Below are 25,150 nucleotides of genomic sequence, written 5' to 3'. Positions count from 1 at the left end.
TTCATAGCATAGCATGTTCTGCCATAAATGTCAAGGGCCGTTTCATTTTATTTGATACGGGCGCGCCCCGTCCCAGGTATCATGGCCCCTCCCAGCGCTCTGGGTAGAGAAAGGCCTCTGGCGGAAGCGCGAGAAGCTCCGCCAGTGTCCGCAGAGAGGCCAGGGGGGGCTGGGACCTGCCCAGCTCGTAGTAGGTGTAAGAGGTGCGGGTAATCCCCAGCGCGGCGGCCACCTCCGCCTGGGTAAGGCCGGCGGCGGCGCGGGCGGAGCGGAGCATTTGGGCAAAAGCCTGAATAAAAAATTCGGATATACAATCGTTCATAGAAGCGCTCCTTCTTGATGTGACATGCTCTAATTATAATAGGAAGTTTTTAAAACGTCAATGACGTGTTTAACATTATTCATATTTAGCTCACCTTCCGATAAACTTATACCAGAGGTGATGCCCCTTGTCCCAAAAATTTGACAATACCCAGCGGCTAAAGGCGCTGTACCTGGCTATCGGCTATTTTCGCAGACGCGCGGGCCTGACCCAGGACGAACTGGCGGAGGAGCTGGGCATCAGCCGCCAGCACTTGGCTGCCATTGAGTCCCCCAACATGGAAAGAGGCCTGTCGCTGGAGGTCCTTTTCAACATTGCCACGGTTTTGCGGGTAGAGCCCTACCAGCTGCTAAAATTTGGCCTGGAGGAAAACCTTTGAAAACACGTGAAACCATAGCCGCCCGTATTCTTCAGCTGTGCAGGGAAAGAGACCTTACGCCAAACGGGCTTAGCAACCTGGCCGCTGTTCCCCAGGCCACAGTAAAAGAACATCCTCAATGGAGAAAGCCGGAACCCCGGCACAGTGACCATTAAAAAGCTGTGTGACGGCCTGGAAATTACCCTGGGTGAATTTTTCTCCACCCCAGAGTTCGACACGCTGGAACAAGAAATCAGGTGACCGGCCGGTGAAAAAGGGCCCGGAACATCGCCGATAAATCCGGCACTGCGGCGCAAAAAAACTGTGGAAAACCACCTTTTTGCAAGAAGCCCTGCCCCCAGCTTGCAATTTAGGCGCTTTGGGTTTATAATTCACTATAATTATAGCGGGTTCCACCGCCGCAGAAACCACCAAAAGGAAAAGAGGTCGTTGAAATTGCAGGAAATTAAAATAGAACTGACCAAGACCCCAAAGGAAAAGCCCACGGACCAGAGCCGCCTGGGCTTTGGCCAGATATTTACCGACCACATGTTTGTAATGGAATATAACCAGGGCCAGGGCTGGCACGACCCGAAGATTGTACCCTATGGGCCCATCTGCCTGGACCCCTCGGCTATGGTGTTCCACTATGCCCAGGAGATGTTTGAGGGCCTGAAAGCCTATCACACGGAAGATGGCCGCACCCTGCTGTTCCGCCCGGACCGCAACATTGCCCGGGCCGAGAACTCCTGCCGCCGCCTGTGCATTCCCCCTGTGCCCGCAGACGACTTTATGAACGCTTTAAAGACCCTGGTCCATGTGGAAAAGGACTGGATTCCCACCCAGCCGGGCACCTCCCTGTACATCCGGCCCTTTATCATTGCCACCGACCCCCACCTGGGGGTGCACCCCTCCTTAAGCTATCAATTTATCATCATCCTCTCCCCCTCTGGCGCGTACTATGCCAGCGGCCTAGACCCGGTGAAGATCTGGATTGAGGACGACTATGTCCGGGCCGTGCGGGGCGGCATTGGCGAGGCAAAGGCAGGGGGCAACTACGCCGCCAGCCTGAAAGCCCAGGAGAAAAGCGACGCCGCCGGCTATGCCCAAGTGCTGTGGCTGGACGGTGTGGAGCGCAAATACATTGAGGAAGTGGGCTCTATGAACATCTTCTTCAAAATTGCCGGAAAAGTAGTGACCCCCATGCTGAACGGCAGCATCCTGCCCGGCGTCACCCGGGCCAGCTGCCTGGACCTGTGCCGCCACTGGGGCATGGAGGTGGAAGAGCGCCGGGTCAGCGTGGACGAGCTGGTGGCCGCCGCCAAAGACGGCACGTTAGAGGAGTGCTGGGGCAGCGGCACTGCGGCGGTGATCTCCCCAGTGGGGGCCCTGCGGTTTGGAGACGAGGTAATGCTCATCTCCGGCGGGGGCATTGGCCCTATAAGCCAAAAGCTGTACGATACGGTCACGGGCATTCAGACCGGAAAGCTGGCCGATGAATTCGGCTGGACGGTGGAAGTAAAATAATGGACGAGAACACCATTTTACGGGGGATTTTGGACAGCTACCCCTATCCCATTGTCTTTGTGGACAGCACCTTTACCATCCGCTATATGAACCGCTACGCCCAGTACCACTATTTTCAGGAGCGGGGCTACCAAGACCTGATTGGCAAAAGCCTGTTCCTCTGCCACGACAAAGAGGGCTCTCGACAGCGCATCCGGGCGGCCTATGAGAAGATGAAACGCGACGGCAAAGAGGTCTTTGTAGGGGTCAATCTGCGTAACCAGCGTATTTATATGCAGCCGGTACGAAACCAAGCGGGGGAGCTTATCGGCTTTTTCGAGCGGTTCGAGCTGAACCTGTATGTGGAAAAAAACTGTGATGGAGGCGCTTGCCCATGCTAAAAGGACTTTCCGTGATTGAATGCCCCTACTGCTACAACCACTGGCAGGTGGACCCCACCGCCACCCCCTATCGCCTAAGCGACCCGGTCAAGGGCTTTTCTCAGCGCCGGGATGTGGATCTGTACCGCCTGTGCGGGGTCTATGGCAAAACCGGCGCCCCAGTGGAGACGGTAGAAGTGGACCACCGCCGCTACCCAGACCTGCCCCCCAGCTTTGCCGTGCCCCGGGATTTTTCCGATAAGGTCTGCGGCGCGCTGCTGCGGGGCCGGGCGGTGGCCGTGGCCGGGGGCTACTGCTGCTATGCCCCGGCGGTGGCGGGAGGCATTCAGCGGGCCATTGGCACAGATAAAAAGCTGGGCGTGGTTTGGGTAGACGCCCACGCGGACAACCGCATTATTGAAACCCTAAACCGCCCCACCCGGTTTGTGGGCTTTCCCCTTTCGGCTCTGGCCGGACAGACTTATCCCCAGTGGCGCACCCAGGGCTGCGGTCTGGCAGAGCCAATCAGCGGCCAAAACGTACTGGTTAGCGACGGCAGGCTGAACGACCCGGACTTTGACGAAAATATGCGGGCGGCAGGCATGACGCACCTGGACGCCGCCGCCTTTGATGCCGAGGACCTTTGGCGGGGGGCCGTGGAAGAGCTGGCGGCCCGGGTAGACGCGCTGTACCTTTCGGTAGACGCGGACATCCTTAGCCCAGAGTATATTCCCGCTTATGAGCAAAATGAGCCCGGGGGCCATGACATTGACACCGTGATGCGGAACATCCGCCTGGTGATGGAAACCGGCAAGGTGCTGGCCTACTCTCTGTTTTGCGTGGATTTCGACCACTACCACCAGGGGGGCGAGTGGACGTACCTAAGCGGCATGAAGCTGCTGGCCGCTGGCCTGGAGAGCTGGCGGGAGATGCCGGAGGAGCTGCCGCAAAAGTAGAAAAAGAGAGCGCGCCCTGCGGGCCGCTCTCTTTTTCATTGCAAATGGTCCAGGGCCAGCCGGTCCATCTCTTCCCCCTCCAGGGTTTTCCACAGGAAGAGCCCGTCCTCTAAAACCATATAGCCCCGCCAGCTTCCCTCTTTGGGCAGGGCCGCCGAGCCGGGGTTCAGGTACCACCAGCCCCCTGGGGTACGGGTCTTGGCTGGAATATGGGTGTGCCCATGAAGAAGGACCCCCTCTGGGGGCAGGGCCGGAGGGCTCTCCTGATGATAGACATGGCCATGGGTGGCAAAGACCATGTGCCCGGCAGTCTCCAAAAGACAGTACGGGGCCAGCGCCGGAAAATCCAGTACCATCTGGTCCACCGGGGCCTCGCAGTTGCCCCCCACGCAGAAGATCCTGGGCGCGGCGGCGTTCAGCAGCCGCGCCACCTCTTTGGGGGCGTAGCCCGCGGGCAGGTCGTTGCGGGGGCCGTGATATAGCAGGTCCCCCAACAGCAGCAGCCGCTGGGCGCCCTCTCGCTGAAAAGCCGAGAGAACCCCCTGGCAGGCGGGTTCGCTGCCGTGAAGGTCCGAAGCGATCAGCCATTTCATAGTAGCATGCTCCTTTGCGGTAAATCTTTGCGGTCCTTTGGACCTGTTTGAAAATAGCGAAATGCCGGATCTATGCCCCAGAAAAAATATTGAGCGGACACAGCCCCGCCCAGGAGAAATCCACGGGTCCCCCTCTGGCGATCGACGAGGGCTTGTTTAAAATAGAAGAAATGAGGTCTTTTTGGCCAGAAGGGGTCCATTGCAAGAAGAAAACCGTGAGCAATGCGCGGCCCATCGTCATCTCTTCCAATTGACAAGGCTTTTTGACGCGGAAAAGGGCCAAAAAGCCCCCAGCAACCTGGGCCTAAGCGTTCTGTATCGTAAACGCACTGGAAAATCGGCGCATCCTGAATTTTCCAGCAGAATGGCGCGGCGCACCCATGCCGCCAGGTTCAAAAGAGGCATCACCTCTTTCGAACTGCGTTAACTATAACCCGGCACCTTAAGTATACCGGAAAAAACCACGGGCCGCAAGAGGAAATTTACCCCGCGAATGGAGTTTGGGGCTTGACGCGGGGCGAAAAATCGGTTATAATAAATGCCGTCAGCCGTATTATTCCTTTTTGCTGGATTAGCTCATTCGGTAGAGCACATCACTCGTAATGATGAGGTGATCGGTTCGATTCCGATATCCAGCTCCAAGCATAGCCCCTAGAAACTGCAAGGTTTCTGGGGGTTTTCCTTTTTATCACTGTTTCGCGCCTTGCGTCAAAAGGACATACAAAAGGACATACGCCCTCAAAATATCGAATACTTTACCACATAGAAAAGGCCGGGGATTTGCCCCCGGCTTTTCGCTTTTATCTGCCATTTCCCGCCGCTTTCCCGCTCCGGCAGCGATTCTTGTGATGGCGTCGGATCTTTCCTATGGCCTTCTTGCGGATATGCATAGCGCCTGGTGCGGCTTGCTGGTACTTGATCCATGGACTCTTGCCCCGTTCACGGGTGATTGGGTGTATGCCCTATTGTTTTGTCAAGTGCCCCCATGCAAAGCCCGATCACCCAACAAAACCAACCGGGAGGAAGCTGATCTGTATACGAAGCTACAGAGAGGAAAATTGAACCAGTTGGAGGTCGAAACCTAAGAGAGACTATCCGCCTCCTTTGGGCTTTGCCAAAACCTCCACCGCGTTGCGCACCTCTTCCTGGGTCTGTTCCGTATCTAGATAGGCCGAGCTATAAAGTATAATTCCGTTACACGCCGCCTCCCGCGCCGCTGTGATCTGCTGGCCGATCACCTGTCCCCCGGCCCAGTCTTCCTCCCCCGCTCCAGCCTTGTAAAGGGCAAGGCCTACATACAGCCGCGCGTTTGGGTGCCTGTAAAGCTTCGACCATTCCTCCAGCGCCTGGGTATAGTCTAGCCCCTCATTTTCAAAACTATAGTAGATTTGCGGGCATACATAATCAGCATAGCCTGGGGTGGCGCACCAAGCTTCCACGTCCGCTCCCATCTCATGGTCATTGGCAATGTTTCCCTGGGGTGACACGCCAAAGGCTACATCCTCTCTCACTGCTTTTACCTTTTCATATACCAAAGCCATCATGGCGTTAATATTAGCGCTCCGCCATTCTTCTAGTTCCAAAGGGGTCTCCACGGTCTCTACATGAAGCTGATAGGCCTCTTCATCCAGGCCAGCGTCTTGGGCCGGGTAAAAATAGTCGTCAAAGTGGATTCCGTCTACTGGATAATTTTCCACAATTTCTGCCGCTCCGTCCGCGATCAGACTCCGTATATAGGGGTAAGCGGGGTTGAGATAAACGCCGCCCTCCCACTTCATAAAATAGAATGGATATTCCTCCCCCAAGACCGTATAGGGGTTGTCCTGGGCCAGCTCCCCAGGCGTCTCGGCTGTGCGCACCCGCAGAGGGTTAATCCACGCGTGAAACTCCAGCCCCAGCCCATGCGTGTACTCCACCATAAACTTCAGGGGATCATAGCCCGGGTCCTGGCCCTGTTTGCCGGTAAGAAGGTGGGACCAGGGGTATTGCTTAGAAGGATAAAGGGCGTCACAAAAGGGGCGCACATGAACGAACAGCGCTGTTAAGCCTTTTTCCTTTGCACTATCGGCAATTCCTTTGAAATTCGCCTCAAACTCTCCCTGGCTCCCCCCGCTTAGAGACATATATGGGACCCATACCCCTGCCATTTGGGTGTTTTTCGAAGTGGGCTGGGGCGCAGGAGACGGTGTAACGGTAGGCGAGGCAGGGCTGTGTAAAGCTGGTTCACTGTTCAGCGCTTGTTGGCTTTGCAGCAGCCAGACCACCCCCACCGAGCAGGCCAAGAGCAGCCAGGCCAATAGATACCCTGTCTTTTTTCCCAAAAAATGACGCATTCTTCCACATCCTTTCGCTTTTCACCGGGGCAGGTGTCCAGGGAAAGCCCTTCCGCCCAATTGACAACTCCCCCAAAACCGAGTATAATTTTTCTATTCATATCTATGTCTCTCTCACTCCAATCATGACGGAAAGGATGTATTCCATGAAGTACCGCTTCCTTTTAATGGACGCTGACTACACGCTTTTAGACTTTCCCCAGGACATGCGCCTGGCATTTCAGTCCACCTATTCCGCCTGTTTTTCTGGCCAAGCGCCCTATAGCCAGCGCTTTTTGGAATGCTATAATGCTTGCAACAACCGCGCCTGGGAGCGCTTTGAGCGGGGCGAATGTACCAAGCAGCAGCTTTACATCAGCCGTTTTGTGGATTTTCTCGCCGAGACCGGCCTCACCGGTGACCCGGAGGCTATCAACGCCTCCTACTTTACAGCCCTGGCCCAAACCGGCACCCCCTACCCTGGCGCTGTAAAGCTGGCCGCCCAGCTCTGTAAAGACTATGAGCTTTATATTATTACCAATGGTAATGTGGTCAGCCAGAGGCCCCGGCTGGAGCATTCCGGCCTGCTGCCGTATTTTAAAGACGTGTTCGTCTCCGAGGCCGTGGGGGTGGGCAAGCCAAACAAGCGCTATTTTGACTATGTGGCCGCCCATATACAGGGCTTTCTGCCCGCTCGTGCCCTTGTAATAGGAGATTCTCCCACTTCAGACTTACAGGGCGCGGCAAACGCCGGCCTTGACAGCCTGTGGTATGACCCCGCCGGAAAAGGGCTTGACGGCGCAAAGGATTTCAGCTTTACCTATCGTGGAGAAAATTACGATGAAATAAGAAGGATTCTTTCCAATGTATAAAATTTTTTTAGTTGAGGATGACCCGGTTATTTGCCGCACCGTATCTTCCCACCTCACCCTGTGGGGCTATCAGGTGCGGGCTGTGGAAAATTTTTCCCAGGTGACAGAGGAGTTTACCCAGTTCGCCCCCCATCTGGTCCTGCTAGACATCGGCCTGCCTGGTTTCAACGGGTACCACTGGTGCCAGGAAATTCGCAAGCGCTCCAAAACGCCGGTGGTGTTTATGTCTTCCGCCTCGGACAATCTGAACATTGTTACAGCCATTGACCTGGGCGGCGACGATTTTATTCCCAAGCCCTTTGACCTCACTGTACTCACCGCCAAAGTTCAGGCCGTGCTGCGCCGGACCTACTCCATGCGGGGCAGCGTGGAGGTTTTGGAGCACGGCGGCGCCATGCTGGACCTGGGCACAGAGATTCTCACCGGACCGGAGGGAAAGCTGGAGCTGACCAAAAACGAGTTCCGGATTCTGCGCATGCTGATGGAAAACGCGGGCCGCACGGTAAGCCGCAACGACTTGATGGTGCGGCTGTGGGAGAGCGAGAGCTTTATAGACGACAATACGCTGACCGTGAACATGTCCCGGCTGCGGAAAAAACTGGAAACCGTGGGTTTGGCTGGAATGTTGGCCACTAAAAAAGGCCAGGGATACCAGCTTAGCTAAGGAGGTGCCGCCCCATTCATACCAAAATATTTCTTCACTATCTTCTGGACCGCCGGTGGACCTGGCTGGCCGTGGTCCTGCTGGGCGCGGGCGCTTGGGGCCTTTTTCTGCTGTATGGCCTGCCCTGGGAACCGCTGTTTTATTGCTTTCTGCTCACCGGGCTTTTAGGCGTGGGGCTGTTTCTGATACCGGATTTTGTCCGCTACTACCGCACCTGGATACAGCTGGAGGCCCTTCGACGCTTGGCCCCCAAGCTTTTACAGCCGGTGGAGCCCTGCGGCCCCCTTCATCAACAGCTCATGATGGAAACCCTGGAAACCCTGCGCCTGCGGGTGGAAGACCTGGAGGCCCAGCAAACCCACCGCCAGGACGATTTGATTGAGTACTACACCCTATGGGTGCACCAGATTAAGACGCCGCTGGCAGCCATGCGGCTGATTTTACAGTCTGAACCCGTGCCCTGTGGAGAGGCTTTGCGGCAGGAGCTTTTCAAAACCGAGCGCTATGTGGATATGGTGCTGGGGTACCTACGAATTTACTCCATGAGCGCGGACCTACAGCTGGAGGAATGCGCTGTGCGGCCCATTGCGGCCCGGGCGGTGAAGATGTTTGCCCCCCAGTTTATTTATAAGCACCTGAGCTTTGAGCTGGGAGACTTTGACAATCGGGTAATCACAGACAAAAAATGGCTGCTTTTTGTGCTGGAACAGCTGATCTCTAACGCGGTGAAATACACAAAGACCGGAAGGATCAGCATTGACATGGACCAAGAAAATGTGCTGGTCCTGCGGGACACCGGCGTGGGCATTGACCCAGCGGACCTGCCCCGGGTGTTTGAGCGGGGCTTTACCGGCCGGCTGGGCCGGCAGGAGCGGCGCTCCACGGGGCTGGGGCTTTACCTAAGCAAACGGGTGATGGAAAAGCTGCATAACCGGATTGAGGTGCAGTCCGAGCCGGGGGTGGGCACCACGGTGCGGCTGTATCTGGACCGGCCTAAGGCGGCGAAGGACTAGGCCTGGGACAATAGCGGAAGAGGACCAGCCCAAAGGGGCTGGTCCTCTTTATTATGGAAAGGTTTCATGTTGCGGTGGGCCTTTGCTGGGGGGGGGGTCGGGGTGGGACCGCCCCGGTCCCTGAACCCCGCCCTCACGGGTGCTCTATCTGCCCCGCCAGCGGCGGTATAGGTTTTCGCCCACAGCCACCAGTGCCAGCACAGCGCAGGCGATGAGCAGCGTACTTAGTACGCTTACAAAGACCCCACCCAGGTCCCAGGCCCCGTCCCACAGCCGCATAGGCCCGAACAGCACGCTGGCCGCGGAACGTATCATCCGGAACAGCAGGTCCGCCCCGGCCGAAAGCAGCCGCCACACAAAGCTTAGCACCGCGCCCAAAACGGACCAGGCCGTGTTGGCCAGCCAAGCGAAAATATCAAATAATACGCCAATCATAACAATCTCCTCCTTACGCGGCTGTTTCCACGATTTTGTAATAAGTCCGTGCGGTGAGCAGATAAATGACCAGATACATCACGCTGAACACCAGTACGCAGCCCACCATGCTGATGAGGATGAGGGTGAAGTTTACCATGTTCAGCATAGCCAAAATTAGCTGGAGCATGTGGAACGCCACCCCAAGGTGTAAAATAGCCATGAATAGGGGCAGGAAAAATACCATCAGCACCTGGCTGTGGATGCTGCGCTTCACCTCCTGGTGGCTCATGCCCACCTTTTGCATAATGTCAAAGCGGCGTGCGTCCTCGTAGCCCTCGGAAACCTGCTTATAGTAGATGATCAGCACCGTGCCCATCAGGAACACCGCCCCCATGAACAGCCCCAGGAAGAACAGCCCGCCGTACAGCTCCATGGCGTCGGTCAGGTCGCTGGCCTTGGTGCTGAAGACTAATCTCTCGTAGCTGCCGCCGTTTTGGCTGATGGCAAGCCAGTTCTGCTCCGCTTCATCCCAGTAGAGGTCGGAGAACCGCTGCACAGCCTGGGGGCTGTTGTCGGAAAGGTCGATGCGGTACACCATGTCGCACCTCTTCTGGCTGCCGGATGCGTTAAAGATGCCGTCTGAGAATTGGGTGTCGTCCAGCACCAGGGCGTAGTCGCTGTAGCCCAACCAGGTAGTGCTTTTGGGAGAGGCCACCCCCTGGGCAAAGTCCACCTTGCGCACTTGGAAGGTCTCGTCAAAAACGGTGAGCTCGCCGTGCTCTATGGTGCCCGCCTCAATGTTGCCCGCCGGGTCGTACAGCAGGGCCTCGCCGGGGGCCAGGGTCTCATGGGTGTTGTTGTAGCGGTTGTAGTCCGACAGGGTGTACACCTCCAGCATGTAGTACTGGTTGCTCATCGTGCCGTCGCCGTCGTACAGGACATTGCCCACCCGGCTGCCGGCGAATGACCAGAACTTGCGGTCCATGCTGTGGGTGATAGAGAGGCCTTGCCGGGCGCAGAGCTCCTCTGTCAGCTCCTTCAGGCCCTCCAGGGCCTGGTCGTTGGTATCGTACAGTTCAAAGTTGACGTCATTGGGGTTGCGGGCGGCTACCATGTCCTCTACCCCGGTGTACAGGGAGAAGGTGGTGGAGACCGTCACCAGCAGGCAGGTAAACAGGATACAGATGGAGGCAAGGCCCGCGGCGTTCTGCTTCATGCGGTAGAGCATACCAGAAAGGGTGGTGAAGTGCTTGGTCTGATAGTAGAAGCCCTTGTTCTTTTTCAGCAGCTTCAAAAGAGCGGTAATGCCCACAATGAACAGCAGGTAGGTGCCCAGAATGACCAGAACCACTGCCACAAAGAACAGCAGCAGGGCCATCACCGGGTCCTCAATGGTCAGGGCCAGGTAGTAGCCAGCCCCCAGTAGCGCCACCCCTATGAGGGCTAAAAACCACCGGGCCTTGGGCTCCTTCTCCCCCACAGAGCTGCTGTGAAGCAGCTCAATGGGCTTACTAAGCCGCACCTGTAGGATGTTGTACATGGCGGTTACCAGGTAGATGACCCCAAAGAGCAGCACCGTGCTGACAATGGCCCCGGCGGGAATGAGGAAGGGGATGGGGCTGGCGGCGGCCATCAGATGGTCCAGGATCAGGAAGAACAGCTTGGAAAACGCGATCCCCAGACCCAGGCCAAAGGCCAGGGAGATCAAGAAGGTAATCATGGTCTCGGTGAGGATGACCATGCCGATGTGGCGTTTTTCCATGCCCAGGATGTTGTACAGGCCCAGCTCCCGCTTCCGGCGTTTCATCAGGAAGCTGTTGGTATAGAAGATAAAGATGGCCGCGAAAATGCCGATCACGATTACGCCAAAGCCCATGGTGGCCGCCACGGTGCGGGCGCCGAGCATCTCAGCGGCGTCGCAGCCCATTTTGATGGCGTAGATCATATAGTACATCATAATAATGCCCGCGCCCGAGAGCATATAGGGCACAGTGACCCGGTAGTTTTTCCGCACATTCTGCCAGGCCAGCCGGGGATATAGCTTAAGCATTTTCATCCTCCCCTTCTCCAGAGGTGGCCAGTACTGTCAGCGTATCCGAGATACTCTGGTACATCTGGTCATCGGTGTGCTCTCCTCGATACAGCTGGTGGAACACCTGTCCGTCCTTGATGAACAGCACCCGCCCAGCCCGGCTGGCAGCCTGGATAGAGTGGGTGACCATGAGGATGGTCTGGCCAGCGCGGTTAATCTTTGTGAAGATGTCCATAATCTGGGCCGCCGAGCGGGAATCCAGGGCCCCGGTGGGCTCGTCAGCCAAAATCAGTTGGGGCTGGGTGATAATGGCCCGGGCAATGGCAGTGCGCTGCTTTTGTCCGCCAGAGATCTCGTAGGGGAATTTTTCCAGTAGCTCTTCAATGCCCAGGCTGCGGGCAATGGGCTCCAGCCGCTGGCGCATTTCCTCGTGCTTTTTGCCAGCCAGCACCAGGGGCAGGAAGATGTTGTCCTGCACGGAGAAGGTGTCTAGCAGATTAAAGTCCTGAAATACAAAGCCCAGGTTGTCCCGGCGAAAGGCGGATATCTCCTTTTCCGGCAGGCTGACAATATCCCGCATGTTTAGAAATACTTTGCCAGAAGTGGGCTTATCCAGGGCGGCCAGGATATTCAAAAGGGTGGTTTTACCAGAGCCGGACTCGCCCATAATGGCGGTAAACTCCCCCTGTTCCACCGTAAAGCTTACGTCCCGCAGGGCGTGGACCTGGGCTCCGCCAAAGCGGTTGGAATATGTTTTTTTCAAATGGTCAACAGATAAAAGGGCCATCGTGATCTCTCCTTTTGTTCTTTTCATAACACAATTATAGCCTGGATTTCTTACAAAATCCATAAGGCAGACTTACAAAAGGACAGTGGAAGCTTACAGTTTTGTCACAAAGGCCCCAGGGCCCGCTTGGGTCCCCGCGCGCTGCCAAAGAAGAGCCCGTATCCGGCCAAAAGCAAAGGCGGGCGCCCTTAAAAAGGGCCCCCGCCGCATTCTCTTTAGAACGACATCCGCCTGTTTTGGCACAGGGACACGCCGTGTTTTTTATCTGCCCAAAAACACCTTCACAGACCGAGGACCGATCTGGAATCCGCGGTTTTCCAGCCGCCGGACCACCTGCTCTGGCTGCCAGGTATCCACCACCTGCTCCCAACGCATGGAATGGGGCAGCTCTGGCAGGGCCGCGTCCAGCTGTTCCCAGTAGGAGTTTGCCGCAACATACACTACCTCGGCCCCTTTGTCCCGCTGGTACCCCGCAAACATGACCCCCACGTAGTGCTCGTCAGCCCCAAAGGGTCCATTGTGCCAGGGCATTACCCCATGAAAGCTTACATCTGGCAGGCCCGCTACCCCATCGCTCAGGTTGGTGCGCAGCACCCGGTGGTCTTTCCGCAGGGCGATCATGTACCGGAAAAACTGGACCATATCCTTATGCTGTTCCAGGCGGTTCCAGTCTAGCCAAGAGATAATGCTGTCCTGGCAATAGGCATTGTTATTTCCAAACTGGGTATTGCAAAACTCATCCCCGGCCAGGAACATGGGAATACCCCGGCTGCACATCAGCAGGGCAAAGGCATTGCGGATCATCCGCATCCGCAGCTGGTTCACCCCTGGGTCCTCTGTTTCGCCCTCTATGCCGCAGTTCCAGCTACAGTTATTCCAGCAGCCGTCGGTATTGTTCCAGCCGTTGCCCTCGTTATGCTTTTCATTGTAGGCGAACAGGTCGTACATGGTAAAGCCATCGTGGCAGGTCAAGAAGTTTACCGAGGCGTTGGTGCGGCCCCGGACCTCGTAGATATCCCGAGAGCCGGAAATTCGCTGGGCGGCGTTTTGGGCTGTACCCGGGTCCCCTTTGATAAAGCAGCGCATCTCGTCCCGGTACTTTCCGTTCCACTCGGCCCAGCGGTTCCAAGAGGGGAAAGTGCCCACCTGGTACAGGCCGCCAGCGTCCCAGGCCTCGGCAATCAGCTTTACCCCGCCCAAAATGGGGTCAAAGGCTAATGATTGCAGCAAGGGCGGTTTGTCCATGGGAGAACCATCCTCATTCCGGCCCAAAATGGAGGCCAGATCAAACCGGAAGCCATCCACCCGGTAGGTGGTTACCCAGTAGCGCAAGCAGTCCAAAATCATCTGGTGCACAATGGGGTGGTTGCAGTTCAGGGTATTTCCGCAGCCGCTGAAATTATAGTAATACCCCTCTGGCGTGAGCAGATAGTATATATTGTTGTCAAAGCCTTTAAAGGAAAAGAACGGGCCCTGCTCGTTGCCCTCGGCGGTGTGGTTAAACACCACGTCCAGGTATACCTCGATCCCGTTCTTTTTAAACTCGTGGATCAGGTTTTTCAGTTCGTTGCCCTCCCGGTTGTGCTCGGTAGAGGCCGTGTAGCTGGTATTGGGCGCAAAAAAGCTAACGCTGCTATAGCCCCAGTAGTTATACAGCTTCTGGCCGTTGTGCTCCCGATAGTCCTGCATTTCATCAAACTCAAAAATGGGCATCATTTCCACAGCGTTCACGCCCAGCTCCTTCAGGTAAGGGATCTTCTCCCGAAGTCCCTCAAAGGTGCCGGGGAACTTCACCCCCGAAGAGGCGTCTTTTGTGAAGCCCCGCACGTGCAGCTCGTAAATAATCATGTCCTCAATGGGCATCCGAGATTGCTGGGTATCTCCCCAGTCAAAGTCATCCTTTACCACCCGGGCCTTATACTGCTGCATGCCCGGCTGGTTCTCCCCCCACTCCCGCTGGCCGGTCACGGCCTTTGCATAAGGATCCAGCAGACACTTGCTCCGGTCAAAGATTAGGCCCTTCTGGGGGTCGTAGGGTCCATCTACCCGGTAGCCGTACTCAAACTGGGCAATATCCAGCTTAAACACGATCATGGAATAGACATTGCCAATTTTGTAATGCTCTGGAAAGGGGATTTCCCCATAGGGCTCATCCTCGCCAGTGTGGAAGAGCAGAAGGGAAACGCTGGTGGCCCCATTGGAGTGAACCGTAAAATTCACCCCGCCAGGAATAGCGGTAGCGCCGTTGATCTCGTAAAAGCCGGGGCGGATGGAATACTTGATGCCAGCGCACTCCACAAAGTCCAGGGGGACCAGGTGGATGTTGCTGGGCAGCTTCATGCTGGCCAACTCGCTATTTTTGTTCAGGGTATGCACATTTAAAATATTATGGACGCCGTCTGTTTCCATTTCTGTCACTTTCCTCTCTTTGCGTGTATTAAAGCAAAAGGTTCTCCAAAATTCCTATATATAGCAAAAAGGACCCCCGGGAGGGCCCTCGCTATCTGAAAATATGATAGATTCGCCGTTCCCGCCGTTATTCCTCCTGGGGTTCCAGGTTCTCATGGGATTCTCTGCTGGAAGGAGCGCTGATTTGCTGCCAAGTGGTATTTACCGATTCGGTGCAGTTAAAGTAGATGTTTGTCAGCACCTGGGCGGGAATGCCCAGGGCCGTGGCATGGGCTGTAATCTGCCCCCAGTCCGCCTGCTCGTAGCTAAGCACCAGGTCGAAGAGCTCCCCACAGCGGCCTTCGTGATGAAGAATGGCCTCCTTAATCTCATCCTTCATGGGGACATTTTCCAGAATATCCTCCATGGGCGCCTTAATCAAGTAGTCCAGGGTGGAGAACATTCCCATCAGGTATGCCTCGGACCGGGAGATGGGCATGTCTTTCGCGTAATGCATCAGTTCGCTGCAAAAACTGGCACGCAGGAAGGACAGCTTTAGGAATTCCTCCGCCGATTCGTCCACTTCATCTTTGGAGTTGGTGCTGCTCAAAAGGTAGATCCACTGCTTCAGCTGGCCAATGCCCAGGGTCATAATGGCCTGGCGGATGGTAGTAGCCTTGTGCATTGCGACGAAAGAGGCGGAATTGGCCACCCGCAGCAGACCATAGCTTAGGGTAGCATCCATGGAGATAATCTGCTCGATCTCTTCCATGTCCGGCTCTTCCTTTACCACAGCCACCATCAGCCGGAAGAAGTTGCTCTGCAAATAGCCGCTGGAGTGCGCCTTGGTGGCCATCTGCCGGGCCACATAACTGCCCTCCATGGCGTCCACCCCCAGGCTGATGGCCTGCCGGTGCAGCTCCTCTGTGTCAACATTTGTGGCAATGCACTTTTTGTTCATGCTATGGGCCAGATCCACCACATTTTTTAGGGTTCCGCCACTGATGCTCTGGAAATTAATTTTAATATAGTCAATAAAGTCCATGAGAGACAAGTACCGGGGCGCGAACTGAAAGTCGTTTACCGCGATCTGGTAGCCTTCCTTCGCGTACTGCTGCACAAAATGCAGGGCCAGAGGATGAATCACCACGCTATCATCAATCTGGATAACCAGCCGCTCCTTTTCAAAAAGCCGGGGGGTTTTTTTCATCAGCAGCGTGGTAGTAAATGTCATGAAATGCACTTTGTCCTTTAAAGATTTCTCCACATTCTGCATTAAGAAATTGTACACGGTATCAGCCACGGCAAACTCGTTTACATCGTTTTCTTCATTGCTGCCGTATGCCTGGTTTTCTCCATAATACACCAATTCATAGCCCACAATATGGTTTTCCGCATCCTTGATCGGCTGCCGGACTATGTATTTTTCTTTCATGGCGGTTCTCCTTCTGTTCGCTTGTTTAGTTAGCTTAGAACTTATCACATCCGCGCACAGCTATTCAGCTGGGTCCACGCTGGTCCGGCGGTATGAGGACATCCTTGATGCCTATCCCTCTTTGTTTCTCTCCAGCAGCGCGTCCATTACATTGACCAGCCGGCCGATCTCCGGCTTGCTCAGCTGCTCATCAGCACCCAGCTGTTTGCCCTTAATACGCATTTCCTCACTGATAAGAGAAGAGAAAATAATCAGCGGAATGTTTTTCAGCGTTGGGTCGTCCTTTATCAGTTTGGTCAGCCGGTGGCCGTCCATCTGGGGCATCTCAATATCCGTAACCACCAGGGCCGCGTTTTCCTCCAGGGTATCCGCCTTTTTGCAGCCTACCAGGAACTCCCAAAGGTCGTGGCCATTGGGGAACATCCGCAGGTTGATATATCCCGCCTTACTCAAAGATTCCTTAATCATATGGGAGAGCAGGATAGAGTCCTCGGCAATAAGAATGGGCTTATTATTGCGTTCCCGGGGTCCCAGCTCGTCAATTTCACTAATTTTGATGGATGTCTCAGGCGCGATCTCGGCCACAATACGTTCAAAGTCCAAAATGGTCACCAGCTCGTCGCCGCACTGGGCAATCCCCGTGGCCACTCCGTCGTTGCCGCCATTCACCGTGGTATCTGGTTTCTGAATATCCCGCCAGGAAATGCGGCTAAGCCCCTCTACGGTATGTACCCGAAAGGCCACGGTCATTTTATTGAAGCCTGTTAGGATGAACATGTCCTTGTCCTTCGGCTGATAGTTGGGGCAGTCCAAAAACCGGGGCAGGTTGATAACTGTGATTACCTCGTCCCTGGGTTTAAAGATGCCCTCTACGGCCACATGGGTGTGGGGCATAAACTTCACCGGCTCTGAAATGGTAATCTGCCGCACCTTCGCCACATTGATGCCATACAGCACGCCGTCTATAGTGAACCTCAAAATCTGTATTTCATTGGTGCCCGATTCCAGCAGAATCTCGTCTCTTATAATGGCCATCTTGTTCAAAGCCCCTTTCCTAATTTTCCCCGCTTACAGCACAATATCCTGCTTGCCATAGCTTCTAATGGTCGCCTGCCCGGTGGCTGGATCAAAGGAGAGGGTTCGGGCTACCGTGCCGCCCACATCCTCTGCTACCAGCCGGATATTTTCCGCTTTCAGCACTTTGTGTACGCTTTCTATATTTCTCTGTCCAATATTCCCCAGGCTGCTGCCTGGAGCAACCGCGAACATCTTTGCTCCTCCGGCCACCTTTGCTGAAATACGGATACGCCGGGCTCCTTTGGCCTCCATCTGCTTCAGGGTCTCCCGAATAGCAGTATCCGCGTACTTCATAGTGTTCTTTCTGCCTGTTTCTAAGTTTAGCGGCAGCATAATATGGATCAGCGCCGCCAGCTTTACGTTGGGGTCAAACAGGCAAATGCCGCAGCAGGAGCCCAGCGCGTATGTAATAAGTTCCTGCCCGGTTTGGGTCATTTTCATGTCCGCTATACCAATCACAAGTTTAGAGCCGCTAGCCATCTTCTACGCCCAGCTTTCTTAATAGGAAATTTAGGGATCTGAGATCTGGGGAGAGCAGCAGGCGACAGGGCAGCTCGTTGCCGTCGCAGGAAAAATTGCCCCCAATGGTCATCAGATAATCAGACTGCCCGCCATACTCGGCCATGGGCACCGCCAAAATGGCGCCCTGCATGTCCACGGTCAGGGCCGGCACTGTTAGTTCTACTTTTAGTCCGGCCAGGCCGGAAAGGGCATTGATAAATGTGGAAATCATAATATTGCCCACCTCCAGTAAGGCGGACATCTGCAAATCGTCCAACTGGTTGTAGTCCTCAATGGACATGGAGAGCATTCTCCGCAAAATGATATTGATAAACTCCAGCGGCTGTACCGAAAGCATTACCCCGTTGAGCTGCCCGCCAATGCGCACCAGCACCCCGGCGGTAACGGGCTCTGGGCCGCCGATCCAATCAATTGCCTCATTATACTCCATAATACGGACTTCCGGCAGCGTGATGCGCACCGGCGCGCCCAACATGCCAGAAAGCGCGGTGGCCGCGTTGCCTGTGCCGATACTGCCAATTTCCCGCAAGGTATCTATCTCCAGGCTGCTTAATTCCGAATAATTCTTTATGACCATTTCTTCCCCTCCAAAAACTAATGGCCGTTATTTTTACAGGGCGCGTTCTGTTGTTCCGCATTCCCTTCCCCGCGCTTTAGCGCCGCAGGTCGTTTACGGTCGTCTCAATTTCATCCGAGGTCTGGATCATCTTTAGCGCGTAGGTAAAGGACCGCTGGGACTCAATGACTTTCGAAAGCTCATAGGCCAGGTCCACGTTAGAGTTTTCCAGATATTTGTGCACCAGCTTTCCGGTGCCCAGGCGCAGCTGGCCGTTCTTTTCCACCGGGGCAAAACGGTTGTCGCCCAGGTGCTGCATGCCGTTGGTATTGATAAAGTCATAGATGCCCACCGGCAGCGCCTTATCCTGGTTCTCTGGGTCCACCTCTACCAGCCGGCCATTGTTGCCCATCACAAACTTGCCAAAGCCATCGGACAGGTACCAGTGGGTCTCCATCTGGTTTTGGTCATTGCGCACCAAGTACTCAGACATGGTGAACGAACCATCCCGAGTGTAGGTATAGTCCCCAGTGGCGGGGTCCCATAAGGCAAAGAAGCCGTCGCCGTCAATGGCGTAGTCCATGGCCCGGCCGGTATCCGCCATTCCCCGCGAGCTAAAGTCCGTGTCCGCCGCTACCATGTAGGCCCCGGTGCCTCTGGGCAGCTGGTCGCCCTCGGCCGACTCCATAATAAAGTCATACATCAGGTCCGAAAACGCCGGCCGCTCAGCCTTAAAGCCATAGTTATTCACATTGGCAATATTATTGCCATGCACGTTCAGCCGCTCCTGCTGCTGCCAGGCGCCCACTGCGGCAGTGTAAAATGAAAGATTCATCGTGAAAATTCCTTTCTTTATATAAATATAATAGAAAGTCCTGTAGATATATCCCAGCATGGGTCATATGGTTTTCTTACGTAAAGCAAACCGCCCATTAGCCTGCCAACGTTTCTGGCAAGGCATCCCAGCCCGCTGGCTCTGCTTGCGCCCCACCTAAAAGAGCACCCGCGCCACGGTCTGGCGGCCCGCCTTTACTGCATACGGCCAATGTCGTTGGCTGCGTGGCTCATCACCGTATCGTACATTCTAGTCAGGGTAGCCGAGCTCTGGTATCCCCGCTGGGCGGTGATCATTTTCACCATCTGCTGCACAAGCCCCACGTTAGACCGTTCCAGCATCCCATTTTGCACCACCACATTGTTCTGTGCCTGGGGCTGTGCGCCGCCAGGGGTAAACATGCCCATGGCGTCCTTTTCCAGGGTATCGGTATTTTCGAACACATACACGCCCACCTGGCCCAGATAGCCTCCATCCCGGGTATAGATGCGGCCGTAGTTGTCGGTCTGGATTTTGTCTGTCATCAAGAGAATCTCTTCCCCTTCGGGGTCCAGCACCCGGCCGTGGTCCGGCAGGCAGAGGTATCCCTCGTCATCCAGGGAGAAGTTTCCCGCCCGGGTATAGACCACGCCCCCCTGGGTCTGAATGGCGAAAAAGCCCAGGCCCGTATTATCCGTAATGGCAAAGTCCAGGGGCATTCCGGTCTGGTCCAGGCTGCTCTGGGAGAAGTCTGTCACCAGCTCGCTGGGCACTGTAGCATAGCTCTGGTTGCCAATGTCCGTATACAGCTTCTCCTTGTTGCCCACAATGGTGTACATAACCTCGTCAAAGGTCTGGGCGGTAAAGCAGTCAGCTTTGAAACCGGCTGTGGCCACATTGGCCATGTTGTTGGAGATTACGTTCAGGTTCTTCCCATAGGTAATCATCCCGGAGGTCAGGTTGTAAAATCCTTTTAGCATACTGTTTCCGCGTTCCTTTCCTGGCAGGCGCCGGTTTATGTGGGCCCCGCCTTATAATAATTATAGCACTTATCCTCTGAAAACGCACTAGAAAATTGAAATTTTTTTATTTTTTAGTAATACTGCCAACTCGCCCGCCGGGGGATTCGGCCCTGAAAACGCCCTCACTCCCCGCCGCTAAGATAGCTCTGCATCAATACCCGCAGCTTTTGTACCGCCCGGGCGTGGATCTGGGATACCCGAGGGGGGGTGATCTGCATAACTGCGGCAATATCCTTCATTTTTAAGTTTTTCTCATAATACAGGGACAGCACCAGCTGTTCATTCTCTTTCATGGATGATATGGCCTGGGCCAGGGTCTGGGTCAATTCCTCGTTGAGCAGCGCCTGCTCGGGAAAGTTCTCTCCCCCGCCGTCGGCCTGGGGCTCAGCGGGCCATTGGTCATCGCTTTCAAAAAGCTCGTTTAGAGACAGCATACTGTGTAAAGAGGCATTGGCCATGGCCTCCTGATACTCCTCCATACTCAGGCCCAGGTGTTCCGCCACCTGGCGCTCGCTGGGCATCTCTCCGGATTTGTTATACAGCTCAGTCATAGCCTTTTCAATTCTCTGGGCCCGCTGGCGCACGGTGCGGGGCACCCAGTCCTGCTGCCGGGCCAGGTCTACGATCATGCCCCGGATGCGCTTGGCCACATACATTTCAAAACGGCCTTTTTCCGGGTCAAATTTATCCACCGCGTCGGCTAGCACAATCAGGCCCTCATTAATAATATCGTCCAGCTGGGTAAAGCTGGCAAACACCCCCCGAATTTGCAGGGCGATGCTTTTCACCAGCCCTGTATACCGCATGGCAATTTCCCACTTGATCTGCTGGTCCCCGGTCTCCCGGTACAGGGCGAACAGCTCCTCGGTGGTCATCTCCTCATAATTTAGGCCTTTTCGGGCTGGACTCATGAGCCCACCGCCCTTCTCATACTAGGCTGCTGCAAGGTGACGTTGCCCAAAGACTGTATCTGCACCGTGCCCACAATCTCGCTGAAAGAGAGCACGTACAGGTTGGTGAAGTACTGGGAAAGCAGCCGGCTTAGATAAATGCGCACCACCTGGCTGGTCAGCAGAATAGGGGACTGGCCCAGCTCCGCAAACTTGGGCATGTGCTCGGCCAACTGGGTAATCAGGGTCTGAATCAGGTCCGGCTCCATTGCCAGGTAAATGCCATGCTCATTCTTGGTAAGGGACGCCACCACCCGGCGCTCCACCTCGGCGTCCAGGGTAATAGCCCGCAGCTGGCCATCCTGGCAGAACCGCCGGGTAATGGTACGGCTTAGGGCGTTGCGTACACTTTCGGTGATCAGGTCCGGGTCCCGGGTGGTGCCCAGGGCGTCCACCATGGTCTCCAATATGGTCTGCATATCCCGAATGGGAATGCCCTCCATCAGCAGATTGCGCAGCACTTTTTCCAGCAGCGCATAGGAGACCTGGGCCGGGCATGCTTCATCCACCAGCTCCGGCGAGGACTTTTTCAGGTTCTCCACCAGCTGGATGGTCTCCGTACGGGTCAGCAGCTCATAGGCATGCTTTTTGATGGTCTCCGAAAGATGGGTTAGCACCACGGACAGGGGATCTATGACCGTATAGCCGTAAATCTCCGCCATTTCCTTGTTTTCCGGCAAAATCCACCGGGAGGGGATGCCATAGGCGGGCTCCACGGTTTCAATGCCGTCAATTTCTCCCAGGGGCTTGGCGGGCTCTAGGGCCAAGTAATAGTCCACCAAAATTTCGCCCTTGGCCACTTCTTCGCCCTTAATCCGAATGGTGTACTGGTTGGTACCAATTACAGAGCTGTCGTGCATCCGCACCGTGGGCACCACAAAACCCATTTCCTGGGCATACTGCCGGCGGAAAATAACAATCCGGTTAATCAACTTGCCGCCGCTGCTCTCGTCCACCAGGGGGATAAGGCTATAGCCAAACTCCATCTCAATGGGCTCTACTGTCAGCAGGGAGTAAACATTGCTCACGTCCCGGTAATAGTCCGCCTCGGCCGGGGCCTCCTCGGGGGGCGGCAGCTCCTGCTGGGCCATGGCGGCGGCCGCCTCCTGCTCCTCTTGGGCCCGCATTTTGCGGCTCAAGAACAGGCCTGCGCCAATGAGAATGGCGGCCACGATCATAAGGGAAAGATGGGGGGTATTCGGCATAACGGCCAGGAAAATCAGGGCCGCGCCAGCGGTGATAATGGCCCTGGGCTGGGCGGTGAACTGCTGAAGCACATCGTCGCTAAGGCTCCCCTCAGACACAGACCGGGTCACGATCATGCCGGTAGCGGTGGAGATCATCAGGGCAGGCAGCTGGGAAACCAAGCCGTCACCAATGGTAACTGTGGAGTACTGGGTCAGCACCGTATTAATGTCCATGCCGCCCTGAACCATACCAATAATGATTCCGCCAATGAGGTTTACAAAGGTAATAATCAGCGACATGACCGCGTCGCCTTTGACGATCTTGGTAGCGCCGTCCATAGCGCCGTAGAAATCGGCCTCCCGCTGAATCTTTCCCCGGCGGGTTCTGGCCTCCTGCTCGTTAATCAGACCCGTATTCAGGTCCGCGTCAATGGCCATCTGCTTACCGGGCATAGCGTCCAGGGTAAAGCGGGCGGCCACCTCGGCCACGCGCTCGGCGCCTTTGGTAATCACGATGAACTGTACCATTACAATGATAAAGAAGATAATAAAGCCAATGACCACATTCCCGCTGGTGATCAAACTGCCAAATGCCGAGATAACGTCTCCGGCATAGCCATCCCGCAAAATCATTCGGGTGGATGAAACGTTCAGGCCCAGCCGGAACAGGGTGGTAATCAACAGCAGGGATGGGTAAATGGAGAACTCCAGGGTCTCCTTAATATTCATGGTGATGAACAAAATGACAATGGACAAAGAAATGTTGACCACCAGCAACACGTCCAGCAAAAATGCCGGCAATGGGATGATCAAAAACAAAACGATGACCACAACGAATAGTGCCACTGCGTTGTTCAAAATACGTTTCATTGTGGTACCTCCTTTATGGTTAAGTCTAGGCCGCGGGGCTCTGCCTCTTGCCGGCCAAAGCGCCCGTGAAATATTTTCCCCATGCCAGCCGGGCGGCTTCTGCCCCAAGCAATAGGCGGGGTGGTTTCAGAAAGCTTTCGGCCAGGAAGGGCCTTTTTCGAAGCCGCCAGGTATTTCCCCGGCAATGGCTCCCAAACCAGGGGCGCCCTTCTCAATATAACAAATATAGTTCAATGGCTCACGCCAACTTATGTTCCAATTTAAGGATATATACCAGTACCTCGGCTACTGCGGAATACAAATCCGGCGGGATCTCCTGGTTAATTTCCACCTGGGCGTACAGGGCCCGGGCCAGGGGAACATTTTCCACCACTGGTACCTTGGCCTCTTCCCCCTTGGCCACAATGCGCGCCGCCAGCTCGTCCTGGCCTTTGGCCAGCACCACCGGGGCCGCATCTTTTCCCTGCTTATACCGCAGGGCCACCGCAAAGTGGGTGGGGTTGCGCACAATAACGTCTGCCTGGGGCACCGAGGCCATCATCCGCTGCTGGGCCATGGTCCGCTGTATCTGCCGGATCCGGCTTTTCACCTGGGGGTCGCCCTCGGTCTGCTTGTACTCCTCTTTAATCTCCTGCTTGCTCATCTTCATCTGCCGCTCATGCTCCCAGCGCTGGTAGAGGAAATCTAAAAACGCCACTGCCGCAAAAGCCAGGACAACCTGTAGCAGCATATTAAAGATATTCATAAACAGGGCCTCGCAGGCCGCGTGCAAGTCCGTATACATAAAATTCGCGGCGGTATACATCACACCCGTAAGACAGTTGTAGATCAAGACCATCAGCAGCGTAATCTTAATCAGGCCCTTCAAGGCCTCAATGATACTCCGCAGAGAAAAAAGCTTTTTAAACCCATTGAGTGGGTTAATTTTATTGAACTTAGGTTTAATAATTTCTCCCGCCACTAAAAAGCGGGTCTGGGCAACGGTAGCGGCTACGGCAATCAATGCGGTAGCCAGCAGCATGGGCCCCACGGTAATCACCACGGTAACCACCGCCTGGTGCACCACCTCGCCTAAAAAATCTATCGCGCTAAAATTCTCCTGGGATAGATAACCGTAGGCCCGGTGAAAAAAGTCTGTCATCCGGGACACGGCATTTGGGAACATGATCCGCAGCATTAAAATGCTGCCCACCAAGGTGGATAAGGTGATAATGTCCTGGCATAGCAGCACATTGCCCTTTTTTCGTTCGTCACGCCGTCGTTTGGGCGTTGCCTTTTCGGTTTTATCATCGCCAGGCATATTGACCACCTCTTTTCCCTAGGGAGTGGGTCCGGCTTAGCCCCCTCCCGCCAGGGCAATGGCTTGCCGCACCTGGGACAGCATGGTGTTTTCCATACTTAACAGGAACTCGCTAAAGGGGGCGATCAATGCGAAAATCATTAAAAGTCCCACCAGTACCTTTAACTCAATATTGATTGCGAACACGTTGATTTGGGGAATGGCTTTCATCAGAATCCCCATACCCACCTGTCCCATCAGCTCCGCCCCCAAAACCGGCAGGCACATCTTCACAGCCAGCAGGGTGCAGTCAATGAACACCTCCACCGCCATCTCGGCGGCGTCTCTGCCCAGGCTGGCTGTACCAAAGGGCACCACCCCGCCCGAAGAAACCATGAGCCGCAAAAGGGTCTGGTGGCCATTGGCAGAGAAAAAAATTAAAATACTTAAAATATTTAACAGATTCGACGAGGGCGTTGACTGTCCCTGAAAGCTGGGATCATAGGTCTGGGCCATCGCCATGCCCATCTGTTCGTCCATCATATGTCCCGCCAGGCTGGGCACATACAAAAATAAATTCATCACCACGCCCACCAGGTAGCCCATGGCCAGCTCTAAAAGCAGTTTCATGGCCAGTTCCAAAAAGGTGGCTGGGACCGGCACCGTACCCTCATAAGAGAACCCCGCCGCCACGGAAAAAACCAGAATCATGCCCGCCTTATAGTATCGGGGGATATTGCTGCGCCCAAAAAACGGGGTGAACAGCACAAAGCCGGCCATACGCATCATTATATACAGGAACAGGGTGAAGCCGTTCCAGTCAAAAAACTCCACAGCG

The 25,150-nt window shown here is 55.2% G+C and carries 26 protein-coding genes and 1 tRNA gene; 10 read left to right on the top strand and 17 right to left on the bottom strand.

What is annotated here, in order from left to right; all coding sequences use genetic code 11:
• Positions 1–79: 79 nt before the first annotated feature.
• Positions 80–322, bottom strand: a complete 243-nt coding sequence (locus U8U68_RS00960; RefSeq protein ID WP_322198986.1) for a helix-turn-helix domain-containing protein — start codon at positions 320–322, stop codon at positions 80–82.
• A gap of 127 nt (positions 323–449) precedes the next feature.
• On the opposite strand from U8U68_RS00960, the gene U8U68_RS00955 reads away from it, so the two are divergent.
• The 5 genes from U8U68_RS00955 to U8U68_RS00935 all read left to right on the top strand — a co-directional run bounded on the left by U8U68_RS00955 (position 450) and on the right by U8U68_RS00935 (position 3,522).
• Positions 450–701, top strand: a complete 252-nt coding sequence (locus tag U8U68_RS00955; protein WP_322198985.1) for a helix-turn-helix domain-containing protein — start codon at positions 450–452, stop codon at positions 699–701.
• The gene (locus U8U68_RS00950; protein ID WP_322198984.1) at positions 698–856 is read left to right on the top strand and encodes a hypothetical protein; all 159 of its coding nucleotides are present in this window, start codon (positions 698–700) and stop codon (positions 854–856) included. Before U8U68_RS00955 ends, U8U68_RS00950 begins: the two co-directional genes overlap by 4 nt.
• 280 nt (positions 857–1,136) lie before the next feature.
• On the top strand, positions 1,137–2,207 hold the full coding sequence (locus U8U68_RS00945; RefSeq protein ID WP_322198983.1) for a branched-chain amino acid aminotransferase: 1,071 nt from the start codon (positions 1,137–1,139) through the stop codon (positions 2,205–2,207).
• Complete coding sequence (locus tag U8U68_RS00940; protein WP_322198982.1) at positions 2,207–2,587, top strand: PAS domain-containing protein; 381 nt, start codon at positions 2,207–2,209, stop codon at positions 2,585–2,587. Before U8U68_RS00945 ends, U8U68_RS00940 begins: the two co-directional genes overlap by 1 nt.
• Complete coding sequence (locus U8U68_RS00935) at positions 2,581–3,522, top strand: arginase family protein (protein ID WP_322198981.1); 942 nt, start codon at positions 2,581–2,583, stop codon at positions 3,520–3,522. The genes U8U68_RS00940 and U8U68_RS00935 overlap by 7 nt, the downstream gene beginning before the upstream one ends.
• A 35-nt stretch (positions 3,523–3,557) precedes the next feature.
• Here U8U68_RS00935 and yfcE read toward each other — a convergent pair whose 3' ends face one another.
• Positions 3,558–4,115, bottom strand: a complete 558-nt coding sequence (gene yfcE / locus U8U68_RS00930) for a phosphodiesterase (protein WP_322198980.1) — start codon at positions 4,113–4,115, stop codon at positions 3,558–3,560.
• 199 nt (positions 4,116–4,314) lie between these two features.
• Here yfcE and U8U68_RS00925 point away from each other — a divergent pair, with 199 nt between their 5' ends.
• On the top strand, positions 4,315–4,542 hold the full coding sequence (locus tag U8U68_RS00925; RefSeq protein WP_322198979.1) for a hypothetical protein: 228 nt from the start codon (positions 4,315–4,317) through the stop codon (positions 4,540–4,542).
• Between the two features lie 138 nt (positions 4,543–4,680).
• Positions 4,681–4,756: transfer RNA gene (locus tag U8U68_RS00920), tRNA-Thr, on the top strand.
• A 450-nt stretch (positions 4,757–5,206) separates the two neighbouring features.
• On the opposite strand, the gene U8U68_RS00915 is transcribed toward U8U68_RS00920, so the two are convergent.
• Complete coding sequence (locus U8U68_RS00915) at positions 5,207–6,448, bottom strand: glycoside hydrolase family 10-like protein (RefSeq protein WP_322198978.1); 1,242 nt, start codon at positions 6,446–6,448, stop codon at positions 5,207–5,209.
• A 146-nt stretch (positions 6,449–6,594) separates the two neighbouring features.
• Between U8U68_RS00915 and U8U68_RS00910 the strand changes: the two genes are divergently transcribed.
• From U8U68_RS00910 to U8U68_RS00900, 3 genes are all read left to right on the top strand, one after another.
• Positions 6,595–7,299 carry a YjjG family noncanonical pyrimidine nucleotidase gene (locus U8U68_RS00910; protein WP_322198977.1) on the top strand — a complete coding sequence of 235 codons (705 nt, stop codon included), beginning with the start codon at positions 6,595–6,597 and terminating at the stop codon, positions 7,297–7,299.
• Positions 7,292–7,963, top strand: coding sequence for a response regulator transcription factor (locus tag U8U68_RS00905; RefSeq protein ID WP_322198976.1), 672 nt, complete (start codon positions 7,292–7,294; stop codon positions 7,961–7,963). Before U8U68_RS00910 ends, U8U68_RS00905 begins: the two co-directional genes overlap by 8 nt.
• Before the next feature lie 71 nt (positions 7,964–8,034).
• Entirely contained in the window at positions 8,035–8,976 is a 942-nt protein-coding gene (locus U8U68_RS00900) for a sensor histidine kinase (RefSeq protein ID WP_322198975.1), read from the top strand.
• 144 nt (positions 8,977–9,120) lie between these two features.
• Here the strand turns inward: U8U68_RS00900 and U8U68_RS00895 are convergent, their stop codons facing one another.
• The 14 genes from U8U68_RS00895 to U8U68_RS00830 form a co-directional block, all read right to left on the bottom strand.
• A complete protein-coding gene (locus U8U68_RS00895) occupies positions 9,121–9,411 on the bottom strand; it encodes a hypothetical protein (RefSeq protein WP_322198974.1) in 291 nt (96 codons plus the stop codon).
• 13 nt (positions 9,412–9,424) lie between these two features.
• The gene (locus U8U68_RS00890) at positions 9,425–11,443 is read right to left on the bottom strand and encodes an ABC transporter permease (protein WP_322198973.1); all 2,019 of its coding nucleotides are present in this window, start codon (positions 11,441–11,443) and stop codon (positions 9,425–9,427) included.
• Positions 11,436–12,212, bottom strand: a complete 777-nt coding sequence (locus tag U8U68_RS00885) for an ABC transporter ATP-binding protein (protein WP_322199238.1) — start codon at positions 12,210–12,212, stop codon at positions 11,436–11,438. The genes U8U68_RS00890 and U8U68_RS00885 overlap by 8 nt, the downstream gene beginning before the upstream one ends.
• A gap of 261 nt (positions 12,213–12,473) precedes the next feature.
• A complete protein-coding gene (glgX, locus tag U8U68_RS00880; RefSeq protein WP_322199237.1) occupies positions 12,474–14,552 on the bottom strand; it encodes a glycogen debranching protein GlgX in 2,079 nt (692 codons plus the stop codon).
• 196 nt (positions 14,553–14,748) lie between these two features.
• Complete coding sequence (locus tag U8U68_RS00875) at positions 14,749–16,035, bottom strand: EAL and HDOD domain-containing protein (RefSeq protein ID WP_322198972.1); 1,287 nt, start codon at positions 16,033–16,035, stop codon at positions 14,749–14,751.
• Between the two features lie 111 nt (positions 16,036–16,146).
• Entirely contained in the window at positions 16,147–17,070 is a 924-nt protein-coding gene (locus tag U8U68_RS00870; RefSeq protein ID WP_322198971.1) for a chemotaxis protein, read from the bottom strand.
• Between the two features lie 33 nt (positions 17,071–17,103).
• The gene (locus U8U68_RS00865) at positions 17,104–17,553 is read right to left on the bottom strand and encodes a chemotaxis protein CheD (protein WP_322198970.1); all 450 of its coding nucleotides are present in this window, start codon (positions 17,551–17,553) and stop codon (positions 17,104–17,106) included.
• 31 nt (positions 17,554–17,584) lie between these two features.
• The gene (locus U8U68_RS00860; protein ID WP_322198969.1) at positions 17,585–18,211 is read right to left on the bottom strand and encodes a chemotaxis protein CheC; all 627 of its coding nucleotides are present in this window, start codon (positions 18,209–18,211) and stop codon (positions 17,585–17,587) included.
• 76 nt (positions 18,212–18,287) lie between these two features.
• On the bottom strand, positions 18,288–19,025 hold the full coding sequence (locus U8U68_RS00855; protein ID WP_322198968.1) for a flagellar hook-basal body protein: 738 nt from the start codon (positions 19,023–19,025) through the stop codon (positions 18,288–18,290).
• Positions 19,026–19,219: 194 nt separating this feature from the next.
• Positions 19,220–19,984 (bottom strand): flagellar hook-basal body protein, encoded by a 765-nt coding sequence (locus tag U8U68_RS00850; RefSeq protein ID WP_322198967.1) that lies wholly within the window; start codon positions 19,982–19,984, stop codon positions 19,220–19,222.
• Positions 19,985–20,148: 164 nt separating this feature from the next.
• Positions 20,149–20,937 (bottom strand): sigma-70 family RNA polymerase sigma factor, encoded by a 789-nt coding sequence (locus tag U8U68_RS00845; RefSeq protein WP_322198966.1) that lies wholly within the window; start codon positions 20,935–20,937, stop codon positions 20,149–20,151.
• Positions 20,934–23,033, bottom strand: coding sequence for a flagellar biosynthesis protein FlhA (gene flhA / locus U8U68_RS00840; RefSeq protein WP_322198965.1), 2,100 nt, complete (start codon positions 23,031–23,033; stop codon positions 20,934–20,936). Before flhA ends, U8U68_RS00845 begins: the two co-directional genes overlap by 4 nt.
• 238 nt (positions 23,034–23,271) lie before the next feature.
• Positions 23,272–24,333, bottom strand: a complete 1,062-nt coding sequence (gene flhB, locus U8U68_RS00835; protein WP_322198964.1) for a flagellar biosynthesis protein FlhB — start codon at positions 24,331–24,333, stop codon at positions 23,272–23,274.
• Positions 24,334–24,369: 36 nt separating this feature from the next.
• Positions 24,370–25,146 (bottom strand): flagellar biosynthetic protein FliR, encoded by a 777-nt coding sequence (locus U8U68_RS00830; protein WP_322198963.1) that lies wholly within the window; start codon positions 25,144–25,146, stop codon positions 24,370–24,372.
• Positions 25,147–25,150: the final 4 nt, after the last annotated feature.

It is taken from the genome of Acutalibacter intestini (assembly GCF_034334985.1).
GTDB lineage: Bacteria > Bacillota > Clostridia > Oscillospirales > Acutalibacteraceae > Acutalibacter > Acutalibacter intestini.
This window is presented reverse-complemented; position numbering and strand designations above follow the sequence as displayed.

Bases quoted from the DNA above. Each gene is read 5' to 3' on its own strand.
- U8U68_RS00960 (WP_322198986.1), bottom strand. From the start codon at position 322: ATGAACGATTGTATATCCGAATTTTTTATTCAGGCTTTTGCCCAAATG.
- U8U68_RS00940 (WP_322198982.1), top strand. From the start codon at position 2,207: ATGGACGAGAACACCATTTTACGGGGGATTTTGGACAGCTACCCCTAT.
- U8U68_RS00935 (WP_322198981.1), top strand. From the start codon at position 2,581: ATGCTAAAAGGACTTTCCGTGATTGAATGCCCCTACTGCTACAACCAC.
- yfcE (WP_322198980.1), bottom strand. From the start codon at position 4,115: ATGAAATGGCTGATCGCTTCGGACCTTCACGGCAGCGAACCCGCCTGC.
- U8U68_RS00915 (WP_322198978.1), bottom strand. From the start codon at position 6,448: ATGCGTCATTTTTTGGGAAAAAAGACAGGGTATCTATTGGCCTGGCTG.
- U8U68_RS00910 (WP_322198977.1), top strand. From the start codon at position 6,595: ATGAAGTACCGCTTCCTTTTAATGGACGCTGACTACACGCTTTTAGAC.
- U8U68_RS00905 (WP_322198976.1), top strand. From the start codon at position 7,292: ATGTATAAAATTTTTTTAGTTGAGGATGACCCGGTTATTTGCCGCACC.
- U8U68_RS00895 (WP_322198974.1), bottom strand. From the start codon at position 9,411: ATGATTGGCGTATTATTTGATATTTTCGCTTGGCTGGCCAACACGGCC.
- U8U68_RS00890 (WP_322198973.1), bottom strand. From the start codon at position 11,443: ATGCTTAAGCTATATCCCCGGCTGGCCTGGCAGAATGTGCGGAAAAAC.
- U8U68_RS00885 (WP_322199238.1), bottom strand. From the start codon at position 12,212: ATGGCCCTTTTATCTGTTGACCATTTGAAAAAAACATATTCCAACCGC.
- glgX (WP_322199237.1), bottom strand. From the start codon at position 14,552: ATGAAGCTGCCCAGCAACATCCACCTGGTCCCCCTGGACTTTGTGGAG.
- U8U68_RS00875 (WP_322198972.1), bottom strand. From the start codon at position 16,035: ATGAAAGAAAAATACATAGTCCGGCAGCCGATCAAGGATGCGGAAAAC.
- U8U68_RS00870 (WP_322198971.1), bottom strand. From the start codon at position 17,070: ATGGCCATTATAAGAGACGAGATTCTGCTGGAATCGGGCACCAATGAA.
- U8U68_RS00865 (WP_322198970.1), bottom strand. From the start codon at position 17,553: ATGAAAATGACCCAAACCGGGCAGGAACTTATTACATACGCGCTGGGC.
- U8U68_RS00860 (WP_322198969.1), bottom strand. From the start codon at position 18,211: ATGGTCATAAAGAATTATTCGGAATTAAGCAGCCTGGAGATAGATACC.
- U8U68_RS00855 (WP_322198968.1), bottom strand. From the start codon at position 19,025: ATGAATCTTTCATTTTACACTGCCGCAGTGGGCGCCTGGCAGCAGCAG.
- U8U68_RS00850 (WP_322198967.1), bottom strand. From the start codon at position 19,984: ATGCTAAAAGGATTTTACAACCTGACCTCCGGGATGATTACCTATGGG.
- U8U68_RS00845 (WP_322198966.1), bottom strand. From the start codon at position 20,937: ATGAGTCCAGCCCGAAAAGGCCTAAATTATGAGGAGATGACCACCGAG.
- flhA (WP_322198965.1), bottom strand. From the start codon at position 23,033: ATGAAACGTATTTTGAACAACGCAGTGGCACTATTCGTTGTGGTCATC.
- flhB (WP_322198964.1), bottom strand. From the start codon at position 24,333: ATGCCTGGCGATGATAAAACCGAAAAGGCAACGCCCAAACGACGGCGT.